Origin of the sequence: Pantoea ananatis PA13, from assembly GCF_000233595.1 — a bacterium.
In the GTDB taxonomy this organism is placed as follows: domain Bacteria; phylum Pseudomonadota; class Gammaproteobacteria; order Enterobacterales; family Enterobacteriaceae; genus Pantoea; species Pantoea ananatis.
The window spans coordinates 4188657-4205595 of sequence record NC_017554.1 but is presented as its reverse complement, the minus strand read 5'-3'; the positions used below and the strand labels follow the sequence as shown (position 1 = coordinate 4205595).

The following is a 16939-nucleotide window of genomic DNA, read 5'->3' as shown; positions in this document are numbered from 1 at the left end:
CGATGAAAATCAAAAAGAAAGCATCACTTCATCTCAACAACGGCGTAACTGTCAGGGACAGAAAAAACCGCCGGGAATGGGTTGCCGGTATGGAATGGGAAAAGGCTTCTTCAGGCATTCAGTGGCTCCGCCACGGCGTCAGGGCTGCGGATACGCATTACCGGATTCAGGGGAGTCGCCCGCTTACCATGGTGGGTAACGTTTCGCCGGGCCGGACCCGCAGTGGCGTGTATTCACTGGCCGTGGCGTTTCAGCTCTGCGAGGGCGGCAATGCCTGGGGTATATACCGGCTGAGCCGTGAGCAGGAATGCTGGGTGTTTTTTGCGGTCAGCAACGGTCACCTGTCCGTTATGGGCGACGTGACCGGCACCCGGGCTGACGTGGAGGCAGCGGCTGAAAACTTTCTGCTTTTCAATGATTCAGGTGAACTCCGCTGCGCCGCCAGGGCTGAAGACGGCACCGATGCGCTTTCCTTCACGTCGCGCCTGACCAGAACGCAGCTCAGACGCTGCCGCTTACACCGCCGCGTGGCCCCGGTCGCGCTCGCGCTTCCTTCTTTGCTGCTCATTACACTGCTGGGCGCCGGCTGGTATGCCCGCGACACCCTCAGCGAACGGGCGAGACAGGCCGCCGATGAAGCCGCATTCCGTGCAAGGCTTGCCATGACGCCAGCAAAACCGGCCGCGCCAGCAACTGCGCCGCATCCCTGGGCGCATCAGCTGCCAGTGCCTGTGATGCTCAGCTTCTGCTGGCTGACGCGTGAACCGCTGTACGCCTCTGTTGCCGGCTGGCGCGTTTCAGATGCGGAATGTATTCCAAAGGGCATCCGCCTGCGCTACACCGCTACGCCGGGTGCCACGGTGAGCGATTTTGCCAGACGCGTCAAGGAGTTGTTTGGTCTTGATGCGGTCTTCAACCTTCAGGAAGGCGGCAAAAACGGAGATGTATTTATCCCTGCCAGGGTTACCCCTGAGCTGTTTGAAGACGAAAAGCTGCCTGGTGCTGAGGCGCTTCTGATGCGCTTCATCTCTCACCTGCAGCGGCGAAACATTGATGTGAAGTTTGATGAAGTTAAGCCGCCTGTTCTCGCTCCCGGGCAGGAAATGAAAACAGCTCCGCAGGACTGGCGGGAATTCACCTTCATCATCAACTCCCGCCTGCAACCCGAGCTGCTGTTTCAGGGGCTGGATGCGACGGGGATTCGTCTGACGAGCGTGGCCATCTCTATGAACGAGCAGGCGAAGTTCAATTACACCATTAAGGGGAGCGTTTATGCGCAGAAATAGCCCTGCAGTTATCTGTCTGCTGCTGTCATGGACGCTGATGCATCACGCTCAGGCAGCAGACAGCGGCTCTCTTCCGCCCAACGTCACCCTGGGCGAGCTGGAATCCGCTCAGGCACAAAACCTGCTGCTTGAGCAGAGGGTACAGACGGCGCGACTGCAGCAGCAGCTGCGTGAGAGCCTGGCGCCTGTCACCTCTGCGCCAGCGCTGTCAGCCGTCGTTCCGCCGCTCTCCTCTTATTCGCAGGCGGGGCAGATGCCGTCATTATCCTCACAGGTAAAAGAGAGCAGATCAGCAGCTCCTAAGTCTGCCGGCATCCGGCTGGTCGAGATTTACGGTAAGCCCGGCCAGCTCCGTGCCCGCCTGCTGTTACCGAGCGGTGGTATCGCTGAAGTGGTCAAAGGCGACCCCGTCCCCGGTACGTCTAAGCGCGTGACGGCCGTAACCGAAACCGTGGTGCGTCTCAGTGACGACACCGAACTTTCATTCTGAGGTAAAGATGATACCGGCTAAGGAAATCGCAGACTTTGTGTTCGCCGAGCACCACCCTGTTCAGGGCGTGACGCTGCTTATCGATAAAAACCGCCGCCAGGACCCGGCCATTCAGCGCTGGGCGATGGACTCGGCGAAACAGTATCCGGGCGCCAGAACCGAATTTGTTTCGCTCAGTGAGCTGAACCAGCGTCGTGAAAGTGCCGCCGCACTAGGCCCGGGCGTGACGGAGGATGACCTGAGCACAAAGGACGTCAGCCGTTCACAGGATAAAGTGCTGAGCTATTTCCGCCTGGCGAATGAACTGAATGCGTCAGATATTCATCTGGAAATCAGCGCCGACCGCAAGCTTACCGTCATTCAGCTGCGCATCCACGGCGAGCTTGAGGTGATTGACGAGCTGACCGACGAGGAAGGCACGACGCTGGCATCCACCGTGTATATTTCCATGTGCGACGTGCGCGAACAGTCATTTGTCGCGGGGCGCGAGCAGTCGGGGCGCGTCAGTTCGAAATTTGCGCGTCAGGCCGGCCTTTTCGGGGCGCGTTACGAACACCGCCCCACGCCTGACGGCCTCTACCTGGTCATGCGCATGATCCCCGATGACAGCAAAAACATTCCCACACTGCCGCAGCTGGGTTTTCTGGCTGAGCAGATCAAAATCATCACGCAGATCCTTCGCCTGCCGTCTGGCATGGTGCTGGTGACCGGGCCGACCGGGGCAGGAAAAAGCGCCACCCTTCGCGTGTTAAGCGATATCTGGCTGACCCTCACCGGCGGTAAAAAGCGCCTGCTGACACTGGAAAACCCGCCGGAAGGCCTCATCCCCGGCGCAATCCAGACGCCGGTTATGCCCGATGACAACACGCCGGAAGCCATCAGCCGGGCCTGGAATAACGCCAACGCCTCGGCGCTGCGACTCGATCCCGACGCCATCCTGAACGGTGAAATGCGGGACTTCTATTCCATTATGGCGGGCATTTACGGCACCGAAACGGGGCATATTTTCATGTCTACCCAGCACACGCTCAGCGCTATCGGCGCCCTGAGTCGCATGGAGCATTTTGGTATCAAGCGACAGCTGCTGGCCGATGCGTCCCTTATCACCGGGCTGATTGGTCAGCGTCTGGTGCCGCTGCTGTGTGACAACTGCAAAATCTCCTGGGCAGACAAATTGCCTGAGCTGGACAGCGATACCCGCGAGCGTCTGGAAAAATACTGCACAGTGAAGGGGGGCTGTCGTCCTGAGCAGCTTTTTTTCCGCAATCCGGAAGGCTGCGACCGCTGCCGCAAAGTCATCCCGGTCACGAAGCGCGTGGTCAGCAAAGGCATCACTGGCCGAACTGCCGTGGTGGAAGTCGTCCGCACTGACGCGATGATGATGCAGTTGTGGCTCAATCAGGGAGCGGCCGTGGCCCGTCAGTACTGGGTGAACAAAGGCGGCATCACCCGCGTGATGCACCTTCTGCGCTACCTTGCTGAGGGGCGCGTTGACCCGCTTGAAGGTGACCTGGTCTGCCCACTGGACGAAGACGAGCTGATGCGCTGCGAGGTTCCCCATGTCGCGTAATCTGCGCTTTCGCACTGAGCGGGACTTGTCCCTTTTTGAAAAATGCCGCTATCACGCCGTCAGGCTGACCTTCACCGGGTCACACCGGCAGGTCTTCTATGAAAACATGCGTTTTCTACTGGAAAACAGAAAGCATCTTGAGACCTCGCTGAAAATGATTGGCGAGGTGCACACCAGTTTCGGTGAGAAATGGCATCCCTTCCTTGAACTCACCGAAGACTGCCTTGAGGGGCTCCGGGATAACTCGCCAGGCCGGACTCTGGCGGATGTGCTGGCGGTATGGGTGCCCTACGAAGAGGCCGCGCTGATCAGTGCCGGGATGAAGACGGGCAATATTCCCGTTGCCCTGATGCAGGCAGACAAACTCATCAATGCCCGTGAGCAGATCTTCGGTCAGGTCGTGTTTGCATCGGTTTACCCGCTGGTTCTGCTCGTGCTGGGCGGCGGTCTGCTCGGGGTCAATAACCAGTCCCTCGTCCCGATGCTGAGCAGAATGTCTGATCCGGCCAGCTGGAGCGGGGCACTCGGGTTCATGAAGGGGCTTTCTGACTGGACAGAACAGTGGGGACCTGCCGCGGCATTCTCCGGTGCTGCTCTGGTTGTGGCCAGCCTGTGGTCCCTTCCCCGGTGGCGCGGCAGAATTCGTCGTCTTGCTGACAGCATTATGCCCTGGTCTCTCTATAAAGATTTGCAGGGTGCGGTCTTTCTGATGAACACCGGTGCCCTTCTTGGGGCCGGCGTGCATGAGCTTGAAGCCATGCAACTGCTGCACAGCTTCGCGCCGCCCTGGCTGCAGGAGCGCCTTGATGCGGCGATGGACGAGATGAGTGAAGGCAATTCACTCGGTATGGCGCTGCGCAAAAGTGGTTACGACTTCCCTAGTCGCGAGGCCGTGAACTACCTGTCACTGCTTGACGACGGAGACGGCGCCGCTGAGCTTATCAGCAACTATGCCGACCGCTGGCTGACACAGACCCTCAGGCGGGTGGCCCGCAGGGCTAATGTAACCCGTCTTTTATCCATGCTTCTGATTATGGGGTTCTTCGCGCTGATCATCATGATGGTCATGCAGATCCAGGACTCCGGCTCACTTAACCTTCACTGAGGACGCACCATGTCTTTTTTAAACACTACTGCAGGAAAGCACCCTGATAGGGGCTGGGGATTTATGGAACAGGGTGCCATCGGCCTCCTTTATGCCATTGTCATCACAGTGGTTTTGGGGGGCGTCTGGAAGCTGTTCAGTGCCAAAGACTCCACAACGGAGGTGTCCAGCCTGCAGACTATGATGAGCAACGGGACGGCACTGAAAGGACCTAACGGCTATGACTTCAGCAGCGGCGCCTCTATGACCGGCTTCCTGATCCAGAAAGGCGGCGCACCGTCCGGCTTTACCGTGCACGGCACAGCCTCATCCGGCACCGCGACGCTCACCAACAGCTATGGTGGACAGGTGGTCATGGCGCCGGTGGCAAACAGCAATGGTTATAACAATGGATTCTCAGTGACGACCCAGAGCGTGACGCAGGCCGGCTGCATTGACATTGCCACCCGCATGGCTTCTGCAGGCTCCTCCAGCTCACTGGCCATCAACAGTACCGATTTCAGCAGCGGTCAGGTGAGCTCTGAGGCGATCGGTCAGGCCTGTACCGCAGACAGCGGCCGGACCGGCAATAACACACTGGTATTCACGCACAACGGCTGATGTCATGCCTCGTACTGTGTTGATCGTGTTGATGCTAATGGTTCTGTTCTGCGCCCGCGCGCACGCGTTTTGTTTTGACGCAGCGGGCGCAAAATACCACATCGACCCGCTTCTGATTCAGGCGATAGCAACCGGTGAGAGCAGCCTGCACGCGGGTATTACACACATTAATCGTGATGCGCGCACCGGGCGGGCACTCAGCACGGATTACGGACTGATGCAGGTGAACTCAACCCATATTCCGTCGCTTATCGCAAAGGGCTTTATCAGCAGCCCGCAGGATCTGCTGACAAAACCCTGCCTCAACGTGCAGATAGGCACCTGGATTCTGGCCACCCATTTTCAGGTCTGTGGCATCAGCTGGAACTGCCTGGGTTCGTACAACGCAGGATTTCGAAAAGACCGGCACGAAACCCGCGAGTCCTACGCCAACCGCGTGTATGCCATTTATAAAAAACTGCTGTTAAAAGAGCGGGGAATAAAACTGTGATACTGCTGACCCTGAGTATGCCCTGGCAGTTCGCTGCGGGCCTTTTTCCATTGTTTCTTTTTTTGCTGTGTCTGATGGCCGCCCGCGTTCGCGCAGACCTGAAATTGTCTTTGTACCCTTCAGTCACTGTTGATCAGGATGTCACCGAATCGGCTGTGTGCTGGTTGTTTGCAACGGCCGCGACCCTAACTGTGCTGTCTCCACTTTCCGCTCGTCTGCCATGGTTCTTTTTTATCCTGTTCCTGTTCAGGCTGACCCTGACCGATGCACTCACCGGACTGCTGCCACGTTCCGTGACGGTCAAGTGCCTGATGGCTGGTCTGATGGCTTCGCTCTGGCAGCCGCTGACAGATGCCTCCGTATCCGCTCTGTCATCTCTGCTTTCACATATTGTGGCGGCGACCACCATGCTGGTCATTACCGGCGGTCTGCGCTACGTCAGTCTGCTCAAGGGAGGGAGAGAAAATCCGGCAATGGGTGATGTGTGGATGAGTGGTGCCGTCTGCGCCTGGCTGGGGTTCAGCGGTTTTCATGCCGTCGGCATTGGTGTCATGCTTTTTGCGATGTGGCAGTTACAGTCTCGCCGCGCTTCTGAGGGCGGACCATTAGGCCCCTGGCTGGCAGCCGGCGCTGTAATGGTAACGCTCTTTCAGCTCTATCAGCCCCTTATTACCTGGTGAACATCATGCCAACACAAAAATGTCACGATCAGGGCTGGGCACTACTCAGTGTGGGCGCTGCGCTTATCGTTCTGGTTTATATTACAACCTGGGGGAGTTCACTGATTCAGGACTGGAACGCAAGACAGAACTGGCTCAGGAGCGCCACGCAGGCCTCGCGTTTTACCCAGGCGGTCAAAAGCTATACGGGCCGCTATTACGATACCCTGCTGTCGACCGCGCCAGTCACCGTGACGCCGTCCATGTTGAAAAACACGGGATTTCTGGAGCAGGGATTCAATGAAAATAACGATTATGGGCAGCAGTATCTGGCCAATGTAGTGCGAAATCCGTCCCAGAATAATCAGCTGCAGGCGCTGGTTTACACGCAGAACGGGAATCCACTGCCTTTTATGGCCATGGATCAGATCGCTGTCAGCATCAACTCAGGAATGGGCGGCTACATCAATACAGCCGGCACCGTCACCGGTGCCCGGGGAGGATGGTCGGCCTCCCTCCAGACCTTTAACGCAAACACCTCGCCCGGCCATATCGCGGCACTTCTGACCACGGATGACCTTGGCGCCTCACGGGCAGAGAGTGACCGGTTATACCGGTTTGCGGTGAACGGCAAACCTGACCTCAACACCATGCATACCAGCATCGATATGGGCGGAAATGACCTGAACAATACGGGCAATGTGAACGCGGCAAATGGCAATTTTAGCAGCAACGTCACGGCGAACGGCACCGTAACGGGTCAGGACGTTAACGCACGCGGCAACATGTCTGCCGGCAGCAACATCACGGCGAACGGCGATATTCGCAGTAACAGTGGCTGGCTCATCACCCGCGACGGTAAAGGCTGGCTGGATGAAGCGCACGGTGGCGGTTTTTACATGTCGGATAACGACTGGGTTCGCGCCGTTAACGATAAGAGCATTTACACCGGCGGCCAGCTACAGGGCGGAACGGTCAGGTCAAACGGCCGGCTCTCCACGGGGGATGTCCTTCAGCTTGACGGGGTAAACAGTCCCGGTGCGGGATGCGGGCCAAACGGTCTGGTCAGCCGCGACTGGAGTGGCGGCATACTCTCCTGCAAAGATGGTAAATGGGTGGGTATGAAATCAACCGGCCAGTACGCTGACCTGGGTTATATCACGGGGCAGTATAATGGCTATAACGGCCAGCCTTATACCATTACCGTTTATGCTACAGGCGGCTCCCCGACTGTCCACAGAGAAGTGGGGGATGGTGGTGACTGCACTAACACTTACGATCTTACTGGCTACTCCGGAGGTAAGTATGTTGCACAGGCGCACGATAATAATCCGGGCTGGGCAAAAATGGGGTTTATCAGTTTTGAGGTGCCGGCTAATACCAGCTTCAGTATCGTTTCCAACCCCTTACCTGAATACGGATGTTCACCGGGCGCCTTCAGCGGCTTCATTTATCAGTGATGTCTCTATACAGAACGGGCGAGCACTAAAAGACCGCCCTCTGGCGGTCTGAGTTTCATACTGCTGACCGGGACACCCGGGGTTGCTCTTCTCTGATGTGTTCGTCAGGTGTTTCTGCCGTGTCGGCTATACCTGAATGGCCGGTATAGCCGCTGCGGTGCCAGGGCAGCGGCTTTACATGCGGAATGTCTCTGGCCATTGCGGTAAAGGTGACGAACATACACAGAGCTGCAAAACGGAATCCCGCTTTCATGTGTCTTCCTCCTCGCTGTTGAACAACCGGAGCTATCCTGCAAAAAATTCCTTTAAGCTGCGTCAGTCCGATTTAAATCTCCTGAGTAGCCTGTAACGGATTCATAAATCTTTGAAAGCGGCTGATGAGTTAATCATCGCCAGTGCTGCGTTAATTTTGCACCTTATGGCCGTTCTGCTGTGCAGCCATAAGGAATTCACCGATGTCACTTTCCCATGCCTCACCTGATGAACTGGTTGCGCCCGTATCGGGGGCCAGGGTCACAACAGATGAGTCCGTTGTTTCTTCGCCAGCATCTGAAAAACGGCCGCCCGACATACGGCGACGGTTGCGTCAGGGTTGTGCTGCCATTGTGGTTATCGCTCTCCTCGGCACCCTGACGGCATCAGCGGTACTGCTTGTACGCGTGTCGAACCTGACTATCCGGGTTAACACCCTGGATGCCGCTTTCCGCAGCGGCGAGATTGGCCAGCTGTCTTCAAACGTCACCATCATGCAGGAAAAGCTGAAAACGCTGGAAAAACAGGTGTCAGCGCTTGCGCCGGTGCAGGACAGAATCACCTCGCTGTCGACTGAACAGCTGAAACTCAGCACCCGCGTGAGTCAGCTCAGCGATGCCGGCCTCAGCGATCAGCAGTCTGTACAGCAGTTGCAGCAGCAGTTGGGTCAGCTCAGCCAGACGGTTCAGACGTCGGCTTCGGTCATTGAGGCGCTGAAACAGCAGGCCGTGACCACGCCCAAAGCCACTGAGCCGGAAAAGGCTAAGCCGCAGCCGTCTCAGAAGGCGGTTTCCTCGCCAAAAAAGGCTAAACGGTCAGTCCGGCACGCGGTGATGCCGGCTGCACCGTTTGAGCTGACCGGCATCGAACGTCGCGGAGGCCAGACCTTCGCCGTCGTCATTCCCCGTGGCGTCACCGTGATTTCCTCAATGCGCCTGCTCTCACCGGGGGACGGCTTTATGGGCTGGACCCTGCGTGCGCTTGAGGGCAACGCCGCGCTGTTCAGCGTTAACGGCAGTGCCGTTCGTCTTCAGCTTCAGTAAAAGGACAACTCATGAAAAAAACACTGACCGCATTTCTCATATTACTGCCGCTCTGGGCGCTGGCATCCACAGCGCAGACGCCGGCAGTTAACAGCCGTGTGGCACAGCTTCAGGAAAACACATCTTCCAGTCTGAGCACTCAGCAGCAGGCCCAGCAGTGGGGGTTATCTGACAGCGACTGGAGCCGATATCAGACGCTGATGAAGGGCGAGCGCGGGATCATGTCACCGGGTCTGGACCCGCTCACAGCGCTTGGCGTGGAAACCGATAACAGCGCGGAACGCCGGCGTCTGGCTGAGTTGTGGGTGAAACACGAATATCAGCGAACCGAGAAGGAACTCGCTTTTCAGCGTGACCTTAACGCGGCCTGGCTTCGCCTCTATCCGGAAACGCTGGCGGTGAACATGGGCGCCAACGCGGCCGGCATTGCGCACGACACGCAGGGTCGCCTGGCGCTATTCCTGAAGGAGAACTGCTCACGCTGTGATGCGCGCCTTGCCGCCGTTCTGGCTGATAACCGCCCCGTCGACCTGTATCTGGTCGGCATCGACAGCGATGACGGCCTGCGTGCCTGGGCCGTTAAGCACAACATTCCGGTAGAAAAAGTCCGCAGTCGTCAGATAACGCTTAATCACGACAATGGCCTGTGGTTCAGGTACGGCATGGGGCAGATGCCGGTCATTCTGCAGCAGGGGGAGACCGGATGGCAGGTCGCGGCGTACTGAAAAAGGCGGCCCTCGTGCTCTGTCTTGTCAGCTGCGCCTGCAGTGCGGCTGACAGCCGCCAGGTCATTCCGGATGCATACCGGCAGATAGCGGCAGCAGAACGCGTGCCGGCGGAGTCGCTGTATTCACTGGCTATGGCAGAGAGCACCCGCAAAACCGCCTGGGGTGCCAAACCCTGGCCGTGGACCATCAACGTCGCCGGGCGGGGTTATCACTATGAGACGCGTGAAGCGGCTTTCACCGCGCTGCTGGGGTTCATGCAGCGCTGGCCGCTGAAGAACATCGATGTCGGCGTGGCGCAGGTCAACCTGGGCTGGAACGGGCATTTTTTTCCGACTTACCGCGACGCCTTTGACCCGTATCTCAACCTCCGCGCGGCCGCCCGCATACTCCGGGCCTGCTATGACGCGCGTCCCGGCAGTTGGTTAAGCGCGGCGGGCTGTTATCACCATCCGGCCGGCGGTAAAGCGGCGCAGACCTACATCGCCATCGTCCGCCGAAAGCTTGGCCAGATTGCCCAGGATACGTCCGGTGCACCGTCTGTCACGCCGGTCGAGCTCGCCAGTAACACCCTTACCTGGATCGAACCGAAATGATGAAACGAAACTGCTTTATCCGGAATGCTCTGTTCAGCGCGTGCCTGCTCTCCGTCGTCACGGGGGCCAGCGCGGCGCTGGTTGTGGTTGGTGACCTGGGTGGTGAGTCCACTGCGCCTTACTTTGATGCCATCAACGCCGATAAAGATGCCGTTACCGATGCCCCCGCCGTACCGGCTGCGCCACCTGAATCGTTGTCCATTTCCGACATGCTGCCCGTCAGCACGCCGGAGATGAGCCCGGGCCCGGTGTCGCCTCAGCCGCTTGAGCTTTCAGGCATGCCGCCGGTGTTTGTTGTGGGCGACGACAGCCTGTCCAGACAGTGGCTTTCACAGCATGCGGCAGCGCTCAGTCAGATGCATGCCACGGGCATGGTGGTGAGCGTGAAAGACGCGGCTGCTCTGAGCGCGCTTCGTGCGCTGGCGCCGTCCACTGAGATGGTGCCGGTCAGCGGCGGTGACCTTGCCCGCCGCCTGCATCTGGCCCATTACCCCGTATTAATCACTGATAAGGGGCTGTCTCAGTGATGCCGGTATATGTCATTGCAGAGCTGATAAAGGCGAATCCTGTCCAGGTGGCGTTAGTTGTGGCGCTGGCCCTCGTTCTGGTGTGCCTGCTTTCGCCTTTCTATCTCAGGAGCGCCAGCGATCGTCGACACCGCCGTTATCAGAAACGCGCAGCATCAGCACTCGTCCGCCTGACGGAGCTGCGTGACGACGCTGCCCGTATGGTCTGGCTGCGCAAAGTGAATCCGTACGTGTTCGAGGAGATGCTGCTGACGGCGCTGTCCCGCCAGGGGTTTCGTATCAAACGCAATGCCCGCTACAGCGGCGACGGCGGCCTGGACGGCCAGGTCTGGATAGCCGGCCAGCGCTGGCTGATTCAGGCGAAGCGCTACGGCGCCACCATCAATGCACAGCACGTTGCCGCCTTCGGTCTGCTGGCCGTTCAGGAACAGTCCCGGGGACTGTTTATTCATACCGGTCGCACCGGCCTGAGCAGCCATGATGCTTTCAGGCGCTGCCCGTTAGTTATTCTCATCAGTGGCCAGCGCCTGCTTCAGCTGCTTGCCGGCGACCGGCGCTGGCTGGATTTTCATGACAACGTTCATCACCTGGAGCTGCAGTCCGGTTTCAGCGCCCCTTCATCCCGCCACTGAGGTCATCTGTTATGCGTATTTTCTTCAGAACCGTGCCGGTCGCTGCCATTAACCTGCTGCAGTCACTGAACGCAGGCCGTGCATGTAAATCCCTGTTCCTCCTTTTGCTCAGCCTGCTGAATTATATGTTACTGCTGTTTATGTACCTGCTGAAGCCCGTGTTCCTCTGGCCATTGATGTTCCTGTCCGCAGTCCTGACCCTCCTCATGATGGTGGTTCCTGTTCTTTTGTTTGCCAGTCCGGTTTTTACACTGAGTAGCGCCTGCAGCGGGCTGTTAAAGGTAATCCATCAGTTTCCTGAGATGTGGCCGGTGTTAATCCTGCTGAGTCTCCAGGCCGACATGCTGCTTTTTTTGCGTCGCGAATATAACCGCGAATTTACGAGAATGCGCGATCGTATATATGGACGGGAAATCGTTCATGCCGGGTCGGGTTGCGGTGGTGATTTAACACATAAGCAAAGAGACGAGCCATGAGCGAATTCCTGTCGAAAATTGACGCAAATCCGCCACACTGGGCCGGCGAGATTATCGACGCCTGGGATGACACACTGCTTTATCAGTACGCTGGTTTTCTCACACGGCATCACTGGACGGAATCCGGCACGATCAACGTCTTCTGCATCAAAGGCACATCGCATCCGGATTATCAGGGCCTCAGCTGGTCTGAGTTTCTGCACCAGGGCAAACATATGGCAAGTAACCTTGCCCTCATTGAGAGCAATCAGGCTTACTATGAGTGCTACACGTCTTACTATTGTGAGATAGCAGCCAAACAGCCCGCTATGTGTTTTAACAGCTACAACGGCATAGACTGGTATGTTGGCGCAGACGGCAATCACCGTGCCGCCCTGGCACGATTTCTGTTTGACTACCTGGGAAAGTCTTATCTGCACGGTGTGCAACTGAATCATTATGAATTCAATGAACCGCTTCTGAATGTCTTTCTCGCCCTCAGGGAAGAGCTGAATCTGCACACGGCGGAGGGTTTTTTCATGGACCTGAGCGTGAATCGCGTTCACCGCGGCAGAGAGAGTAATCCTGGCTGGAAAACCGACATTTACGCCACATCCCTTTATTTCAGCACCGGCTCGTGGAGCCGGCGTTATGAGCAAAATCCGGCTGTCAGAGCTGTCAGCGAAGCCCGTGAAATTACTGCTCCTGCTGAGGGCATTGCGCTGCTGGTTGCGCTCAGGCTCTGGCGTGAACGACGCATGGCTGAGCGTAAGGGTGTTTTCAGCTGGCTGTCTGGCAGGAAAGATGCATGAGCGATCGTTACGTCATGGAGTCGCTGCTCCGTCCTGCAGTCGAGATGTATTCAGCAACCGTTGCCGGCAGCGCCACGTTTATCTGCCTGACGGCGCCCTGGTCTGTTGCGCTGGCGCCCTCGGTAAGCTGGGTGACTGCTGCGGGCTTTGGCGTGCTGGCGCTGAAGCGCACTTCTCAGGGATTAAAAATACTGCGCTACCGCCGCAATATACGTCGCCTTCCCCGCTATGCGCTGACCAGTGACCAGGTACCGGTGAGCCGCCGGCATCTGTTCCTCGGCAAGGGTTTTCAGTGGTCGCCCCGGCACTCGCAGCGGCTGATGGAGGCCCGCCGTCCTGAATGCGAAATCTACGTCCAGCCCTCCGTCATTTACCGCATGGCCCGGGAGCTGGAAAAAAAGATGGAGTACAGCCTGCCGTGGCTGTGCCGGCTGACGTCGGCCGACTCCGCCATAAATCCGTTCCGGCCGCTGCCGCCGGTCGGCGGCAGTTCCGTTTATCACGGGGTTGAGCCTGACGAGGTTAACGTCATGTCTGACCTGGGCGAGCGCGTGGGTCATATGCTGGTCATGGGCACCACCCGCGTCGGTAAAACCCGTCTGGCGGAGCTGATGATTACCCAGGATATCCGACGTCGTAACGCCTCCGGCGAATTTGAGGTGGTTATCGTCTTTGATCCCAAAGGTGATGCAGACCTGCTCCGGCGTATGTATGCCGAATCGCACCGCGCCGGGCGGCAGGATAACTTCTGGGTGTTCCACCTGGGCTGGCCCGACATCAGCGCCCGCTATAACGCAGTGGGCCGTTTCAGTCGTATCTCGGAGGTGGCGTCACGCGTCGCGGGTCAGCTCTCAAATGAAGGTAATGCTGCCGCCTTCCGCGAGTTTGCCTGGCGGTTCGTAAACATTATCACCCGTGCGCTGGTTGCCCTTGGCCAGCGACCGGATTACAGCCTGATCCTGCGTTACGTCACCAACATCGGCGAGTTGTATGAGACCTATGTCGATAATCTGCTGAGCGAAAAGGCTCCAGAGCTGGTCGCTTCGATGCAGGCTAAGATGGCGCTCCCGTTAGCAGACAGAGATCTGCCACGACACCTCCAGGGGCGGGAGAACGGCAAGAAAATCTGGGCGTCTGAGCAGGTGCTCGGCAGTCCTGAGGGTAAAAAGCTCTGGGACCCGGTCCTCGATGGCCTGCGCAGTGCGGTGCAGTATGACCGGACGTATTTCGATAAAATCGTGGCGTCGCTGCTGCCGCTTTTGGAAAAGCTCACAACCGGCAAGACGGCCGCGCTGCTGGCACCTGATTACACCGACCTCAGCGACCCACGTCCGATACTCGACTGGCACAACATCATCAAGTCACGCGGCGTGGTTTATGTCGGCCTCGATGCACTGTCTGACCCGGTAGTGGCCGCCGCCGTGGGGAACAGCATGTTTGCCGACCTGGTTTCTGAAGGGGGGCACATCTATAAGTTTGGTCTGGGCGATGAGGGTGACGAAAAAGCCGGTAAGGCCGTCATCAACCTGCACTGCGACGAATTTAACGAGCTGATGGGGGACGAGTTTATTCCGCTTATCAACAAGGGCGGCGGTGCCGGCTTTCAGGTTACTGCCTACACGCAGACGCTTTCCGACATTGAGGCCCGGATCGGGAATGCGGCCAAAGCCAGCCAGGTCATCGGTAACTTCAACTCCCTGGTGATGCTCCGAGTGAAAGAGAAAAACACGGCCATGCTGCTGACCGATCAGTTGCCTGAGGTGGGGGTGTATCAGAAAACCCTGACGTCAGGCGTAACCGACGTCTCCCGCCCGGGCGAAGGTACGGACTTCAACAGCAACGTCAGCGATCAGGTGACGCTGGTTAAGGTGCCGATGATAAGCCCCTCTGACATCATCAACCTGCCGAAAGGCCAGGCCTTTGCCCTGCTGGAAGGCGGACGGCTGTGGAAAATCCGTATGCCGCTGCCGGTCAGCGATGAGAGTGACCGCTTTATGCCGGCGAGCCTGAAACAGCTGGCTGACGCGATGGAGAAAAACTACCACAGCGGTGAATCCTGGTGGACGGGTGGTGACGCTGGCATTCCGGGAGGCCTTCATGTCCCAGAATGACGGCGGAAATACCCGGCAGAGCGCTCCCGCGAAACACAGACAACCGGGCCCTTTTACGCTGCTGCTGTGGGACATGCCGCTGAGCATCATCGGCATCCTGATAGGTTCGCTGTTCGTCAGCCTGGGTGCTGAATATGCATGCATGACGTTCCTCTGGCCGGACGAGGGCGCGGCGCACAGCTATCAGGTGATGCTGGCCGAAAGCCACTGGCTGTCTTCGGGGTATACCCGAAGCCTGCTGATGGCCACGCCGGTGGAAACCATCACCCGCTGGGTTCAGGCCGCCTGGCACTGGCTGTTTGTGGACAGTGGATTCAGTCACTGGCTGGCCTCTTTCAGGGAAACAAGCCGGAAAGGGAGCGGCCTCATTCCGTCCCTGAACGGCTTCGGCGCATCCCTCATCAGCTGGCTGGGAGAGTACCTGCAGGCAACGCTCTGGGTGACGCTGATTTTCTTTATCCGCGTAATGATCCTGTTTCTCAGCATCCCGCTGTTCGGGCTGGTCATCATCACCGGCATCGTTGAGGGGCTGGTCAGGCGCGACCTGCGTCGCTACGGGGCGGGCTACGAATCGAGCTTTGTCTATCACCATGCCAAACGCTTCGTTAAGCCGGCGCTGTACGGCCCCTGCATGCTGTATCTGGCCTGGCCGACAGCTGTCTGGCCGAATCTTTTTTTGCTGCCTTCTGCGCTGCTGGTTGGTGCGGTTCTTACAGTAGTCACTGCCTCGTTTAAAAAGTATTTGTGATGTGTGTGGTTGCGGGAACATGCCCGGGGGCCTGCGCTGCTGCAGGCTTTTTTTTAGTCAGATGATGCTGTTAGCTACAATAAGAAATGAAGAAAATTACATCCAATAGATAATCTTGCTTTTAATTTAACTTAAGAAGTGGTTTTTGTTATTGGAAGTTGATTATAAAAAATTTTTCTCTAACACGATGAAATATATGAGCGTCAAGTGTAGCAGACGTCAACTTTACCTTTTCTGAAGTTAGTAATTATTGTAAATTTATTGTAAAGGCAGTGAGTGAAGATAATGTTCTGTCCCAGAACAAAAGGTGATTTCAGGAGAAGATGGTGGGTGATAAAACTTATTCAAGGCTTTCCAAAGTTCTATGACAGTAAAGCTCCCAGACTCTGGGATAATTTGCTAATTATTAAATTTTGAATGTGAATACGAAGAGATGAAGAATGAATAAACTATTAATAACATCAGTTGTTTTATTTTTGAGCGGCTGCTCGGCTTCATTTAATCACCCCACGCCTACCAAATATCGAGATGCAAGTGATTTTGCAGATGCTGTCTTGGGTGGTAGCGGCTGCATGGGGGTAGGTAATTACGCTTACAGCCCTGGACGTATTACGGTCAGTCCCCATGGAGTTAAAGAATTTTCGGTTAGTCATTATTTTACCGATGTATCCAGATGTAGTTTAGGCAGCTTTAAAAAAGAATTGGAAAGATTTTGTCAGTTTCATGGTGGTGAGTTTGAAACAGATGATTCTCGTGGGGACTGGTGTGTAAAAAATAACAGACCATTATTTTATTCTTATAAATATGGTGTTAAAGAAAAATCCGATGTTCTTACTGACAATCAGTGGGATAGTTTGGCACGTTCAGAGTTGGGCTTCATGACTAAGAAAGAATATGAATCTCAAGTTGAAAATGAAGTCTCACGTAAGCATGTAAAACAGGTGGCACTGGAGTTGCAGAAAAAAATGAGAATGAATGAATCTGTTAATGCTTCGGTAGGTGATTTTATCTGTACTGAAGATTTAGATCATCAAAATGAGTACTATCAGGGGCCTGTTTACTTTGGCGGTTACGTTGAAGCCAAAGCTAACAGAAAATTAAAAGTCAGGGTTGTGTGGCATGGAAGAAGAGACCTGAACATTGTAAACGGCAACAATCCCGACCCAATTATTTGGACATCTCCAAAAGGATGGTTCCATTGTGATAAAGAGGTCATTGGCAAACTACCGTAAGTTACTTTTGCCTAAAATTGCAATGGATTGCCTTAATAGAAAAGACATTAATTCTCTACTGAAACTTCAGCGCCCGTCTTCAGCCGACTGAATGTGAATTTCTACGATAAGAAGAACGGGTTCCTGAAGATCGATTCACATGTATT

Annotated in this window: 19 protein-coding genes; 18 read left to right on the top strand and 1 reads right to left on the bottom strand. The window is 56.4% G+C overall.

Going from position 1 to position 16939, the window contains the following annotated elements:
- Positions 1 to 2 precede the first annotated feature (2 nt).
- Genes pilO2 through pilV form a run of 8 tightly spaced genes read left to right on the top strand, consistent with a single transcriptional unit; the run spans position 3 to position 7660 of the window.
- On the top strand, positions 3 to 1286 hold the full coding sequence (pilO2, locus tag PAGR_RS19890; protein WP_014606852.1) for a type 4b pilus protein PilO2: 1284 nt from the start codon (positions 3 to 5) through the stop codon (positions 1284 to 1286).
- Positions 1273 to 1776: a type IV pilus biogenesis protein PilP gene (gene pilP, locus PAGR_RS19885; protein WP_014606851.1), complete on the top strand. Its 504-nt coding sequence runs from the start codon at positions 1273 to 1275 to the stop codon at positions 1774 to 1776. The genes pilO2 and pilP overlap by 14 nt, the downstream gene beginning before the upstream one ends.
- A gap of 7 nt (positions 1777 to 1783) precedes the next feature.
- Entirely contained in the window at positions 1784 to 3346 is a 1563-nt protein-coding gene (locus PAGR_RS19880) for a GspE/PulE family protein (protein ID WP_014606850.1), read from the top strand.
- The gene (locus PAGR_RS19875; RefSeq protein WP_014606849.1) at positions 3336 to 4451 is read left to right on the top strand and encodes a type II secretion system F family protein; all 1116 of its coding nucleotides are present in this window, start codon (positions 3336 to 3338) and stop codon (positions 4449 to 4451) included. Before PAGR_RS19880 ends, PAGR_RS19875 begins: the two co-directional genes overlap by 11 nt.
- 9 nt (positions 4452 to 4460) lie before the next feature.
- Positions 4461 to 5051 carry a type 4 pilus major pilin gene (locus PAGR_RS19870; RefSeq protein ID WP_014606848.1) on the top strand — a complete coding sequence of 197 codons (591 nt, stop codon included), beginning with the start codon at positions 4461 to 4463 and terminating at the stop codon, positions 5049 to 5051.
- Between the two features lie 4 nt (positions 5052 to 5055).
- Complete coding sequence (locus PAGR_RS19865) at positions 5056 to 5541, top strand: lytic transglycosylase domain-containing protein (RefSeq protein ID WP_014606847.1); 486 nt, start codon at positions 5056 to 5058, stop codon at positions 5539 to 5541.
- Complete coding sequence (locus PAGR_RS19860) at positions 5538 to 6221, top strand: A24 family peptidase (protein ID WP_014606846.1); 684 nt, start codon at positions 5538 to 5540, stop codon at positions 6219 to 6221. The genes PAGR_RS19865 and PAGR_RS19860 overlap by 4 nt, the downstream gene beginning before the upstream one ends.
- A gap of 5 nt (positions 6222 to 6226) precedes the next feature.
- Entirely contained in the window at positions 6227 to 7660 is a 1434-nt protein-coding gene (gene pilV / locus PAGR_RS19855; protein WP_014606845.1) for a shufflon system plasmid conjugative transfer pilus tip adhesin PilV, read from the top strand.
- A gap of 55 nt (positions 7661 to 7715) precedes the next feature.
- On the opposite strand, the gene PAGR_RS19850 is transcribed toward pilV, so the two are convergent.
- Positions 7716 to 7913, bottom strand: a complete 198-nt coding sequence (locus PAGR_RS19850; RefSeq protein ID WP_024472528.1) for a hypothetical protein — start codon at positions 7911 to 7913, stop codon at positions 7716 to 7718.
- A gap of 202 nt (positions 7914 to 8115) precedes the next feature.
- On the opposite strand from PAGR_RS19850, the gene PAGR_RS19845 reads away from it, so the two are divergent.
- The 10 genes from PAGR_RS19845 (at position 8116) to PAGR_RS19800 (ending at position 16793) form a co-directional block, all read left to right on the top strand.
- The gene (locus PAGR_RS19845; protein WP_014606844.1) at positions 8116 to 8955 is read left to right on the top strand and encodes a hypothetical protein; all 840 of its coding nucleotides are present in this window, start codon (positions 8116 to 8118) and stop codon (positions 8953 to 8955) included.
- A gap of 11 nt (positions 8956 to 8966) precedes the next feature.
- Positions 8967 to 9680: a TIGR03759 family integrating conjugative element protein gene (locus PAGR_RS19840; protein ID WP_014606843.1), complete on the top strand. Its 714-nt coding sequence runs from the start codon at positions 8967 to 8969 to the stop codon at positions 9678 to 9680.
- Positions 9659 to 10276, top strand: coding sequence for a lysozyme family protein (locus PAGR_RS19835; protein ID WP_014606842.1), 618 nt, complete (start codon positions 9659 to 9661; stop codon positions 10274 to 10276). The genes PAGR_RS19840 and PAGR_RS19835 overlap by 22 nt, the downstream gene beginning before the upstream one ends.
- Positions 10273 to 10803: an integrating conjugative element protein gene (locus PAGR_RS19830; protein WP_014606841.1), complete on the top strand. Its 531-nt coding sequence runs from the start codon at positions 10273 to 10275 to the stop codon at positions 10801 to 10803. Before PAGR_RS19835 ends, PAGR_RS19830 begins: the two co-directional genes overlap by 4 nt.
- The gene (locus tag PAGR_RS19825) at positions 10803 to 11435 is read left to right on the top strand and encodes a restriction endonuclease (protein WP_014606840.1); all 633 of its coding nucleotides are present in this window, start codon (positions 10803 to 10805) and stop codon (positions 11433 to 11435) included. Before PAGR_RS19830 ends, PAGR_RS19825 begins: the two co-directional genes overlap by 1 nt.
- Positions 11436 to 11446: 11 nt before the next feature.
- A complete protein-coding gene (locus PAGR_RS19820) occupies positions 11447 to 11911 on the top strand; it encodes a hypothetical protein (protein ID WP_044042486.1) in 465 nt (154 codons plus the stop codon).
- Positions 11908 to 12702, top strand: a complete 795-nt coding sequence (locus PAGR_RS19815) for a hypothetical protein (protein WP_014606839.1) — start codon at positions 11908 to 11910, stop codon at positions 12700 to 12702. Before PAGR_RS19820 ends, PAGR_RS19815 begins: the two co-directional genes overlap by 4 nt.
- Entirely contained in the window at positions 12699 to 14813 is a 2115-nt protein-coding gene (traD, locus tag PAGR_RS19810) for a type IV conjugative transfer system coupling protein TraD (RefSeq protein WP_014606838.1), read from the top strand. Before PAGR_RS19815 ends, traD begins: the two co-directional genes overlap by 4 nt.
- Positions 14800 to 15561, top strand: coding sequence for a TIGR03747 family integrating conjugative element membrane protein (locus PAGR_RS19805; RefSeq protein ID WP_014606837.1), 762 nt, complete (start codon positions 14800 to 14802; stop codon positions 15559 to 15561). Before traD ends, PAGR_RS19805 begins: the two co-directional genes overlap by 14 nt.
- A gap of 440 nt (positions 15562 to 16001) precedes the next feature.
- Positions 16002 to 16793 carry a hypothetical protein gene (locus PAGR_RS19800; protein WP_014606836.1) on the top strand — a complete coding sequence of 264 codons (792 nt, stop codon included), beginning with the start codon at positions 16002 to 16004 and terminating at the stop codon, positions 16791 to 16793.
- Positions 16794 to 16939: the final 146 nt, after the last annotated feature.

What these genes read in the sequence shown, in the direction of transcription:
- PAGR_RS19850 (WP_024472528.1), bottom strand. Translation starts at nt 7,913, where the DNA reads ATGAAAGCGGGATTCCGTTTTGCAGCTCTGTGTATGTTCGTCACCTTT.
- PAGR_RS19870 (WP_014606848.1), top strand. Translation starts at nt 4,461, where the DNA reads ATGTCTTTTTTAAACACTACTGCAGGAAAGCACCCTGATAGGGGCTGG.
- pilV (WP_014606845.1), top strand. Translation starts at nt 6,227, where the DNA reads ATGCCAACACAAAAATGTCACGATCAGGGCTGGGCACTACTCAGTGTG.
- PAGR_RS19840 (WP_014606843.1), top strand. Translation starts at nt 8,967, where the DNA reads ATGAAAAAAACACTGACCGCATTTCTCATATTACTGCCGCTCTGGGCG.
- PAGR_RS19835 (WP_014606842.1), top strand. Translation starts at nt 9,659, where the DNA reads ATGGCAGGTCGCGGCGTACTGAAAAAGGCGGCCCTCGTGCTCTGTCTT.
- PAGR_RS19825 (WP_014606840.1), top strand. Translation starts at nt 10,803, where the DNA reads ATGCCGGTATATGTCATTGCAGAGCTGATAAAGGCGAATCCTGTCCAG.
- traD (WP_014606838.1), top strand. Translation starts at nt 12,699, where the DNA reads ATGAGCGATCGTTACGTCATGGAGTCGCTGCTCCGTCCTGCAGTCGAG.
- PAGR_RS19800 (WP_014606836.1), top strand. Translation starts at nt 16,002, where the DNA reads ATGAATAAACTATTAATAACATCAGTTGTTTTATTTTTGAGCGGCTGC.
- PAGR_RS19805 (WP_014606837.1), top strand. Translation starts at nt 14,800, where the DNA reads ATGTCCCAGAATGACGGCGGAAATACCCGGCAGAGCGCTCCCGCGAAA.
- PAGR_RS19865 (WP_014606847.1), top strand. Translation starts at nt 5,056, where the DNA reads ATGCCTCGTACTGTGTTGATCGTGTTGATGCTAATGGTTCTGTTCTGC.
- PAGR_RS19815 (WP_014606839.1), top strand. Translation starts at nt 11,908, where the DNA reads ATGAGCGAATTCCTGTCGAAAATTGACGCAAATCCGCCACACTGGGCC.
- PAGR_RS19820 (WP_044042486.1), top strand. Translation starts at nt 11,447, where the DNA reads ATGCGTATTTTCTTCAGAACCGTGCCGGTCGCTGCCATTAACCTGCTG.
- PAGR_RS19875 (WP_014606849.1), top strand. Translation starts at nt 3,336, where the DNA reads ATGTCGCGTAATCTGCGCTTTCGCACTGAGCGGGACTTGTCCCTTTTT.
- pilO2 (WP_014606852.1), top strand. Translation starts at nt 3, where the DNA reads ATGAAAATCAAAAAGAAAGCATCACTTCATCTCAACAACGGCGTAACT.
- PAGR_RS19845 (WP_014606844.1), top strand. Translation starts at nt 8,116, where the DNA reads ATGTCACTTTCCCATGCCTCACCTGATGAACTGGTTGCGCCCGTATCG.
- PAGR_RS19830 (WP_014606841.1), top strand. Translation starts at nt 10,273, where the DNA reads ATGATGAAACGAAACTGCTTTATCCGGAATGCTCTGTTCAGCGCGTGC.
- PAGR_RS19880 (WP_014606850.1), top strand. Translation starts at nt 1,784, where the DNA reads ATGATACCGGCTAAGGAAATCGCAGACTTTGTGTTCGCCGAGCACCAC.
- pilP (WP_014606851.1), top strand. Translation starts at nt 1,273, where the DNA reads ATGCGCAGAAATAGCCCTGCAGTTATCTGTCTGCTGCTGTCATGGACG.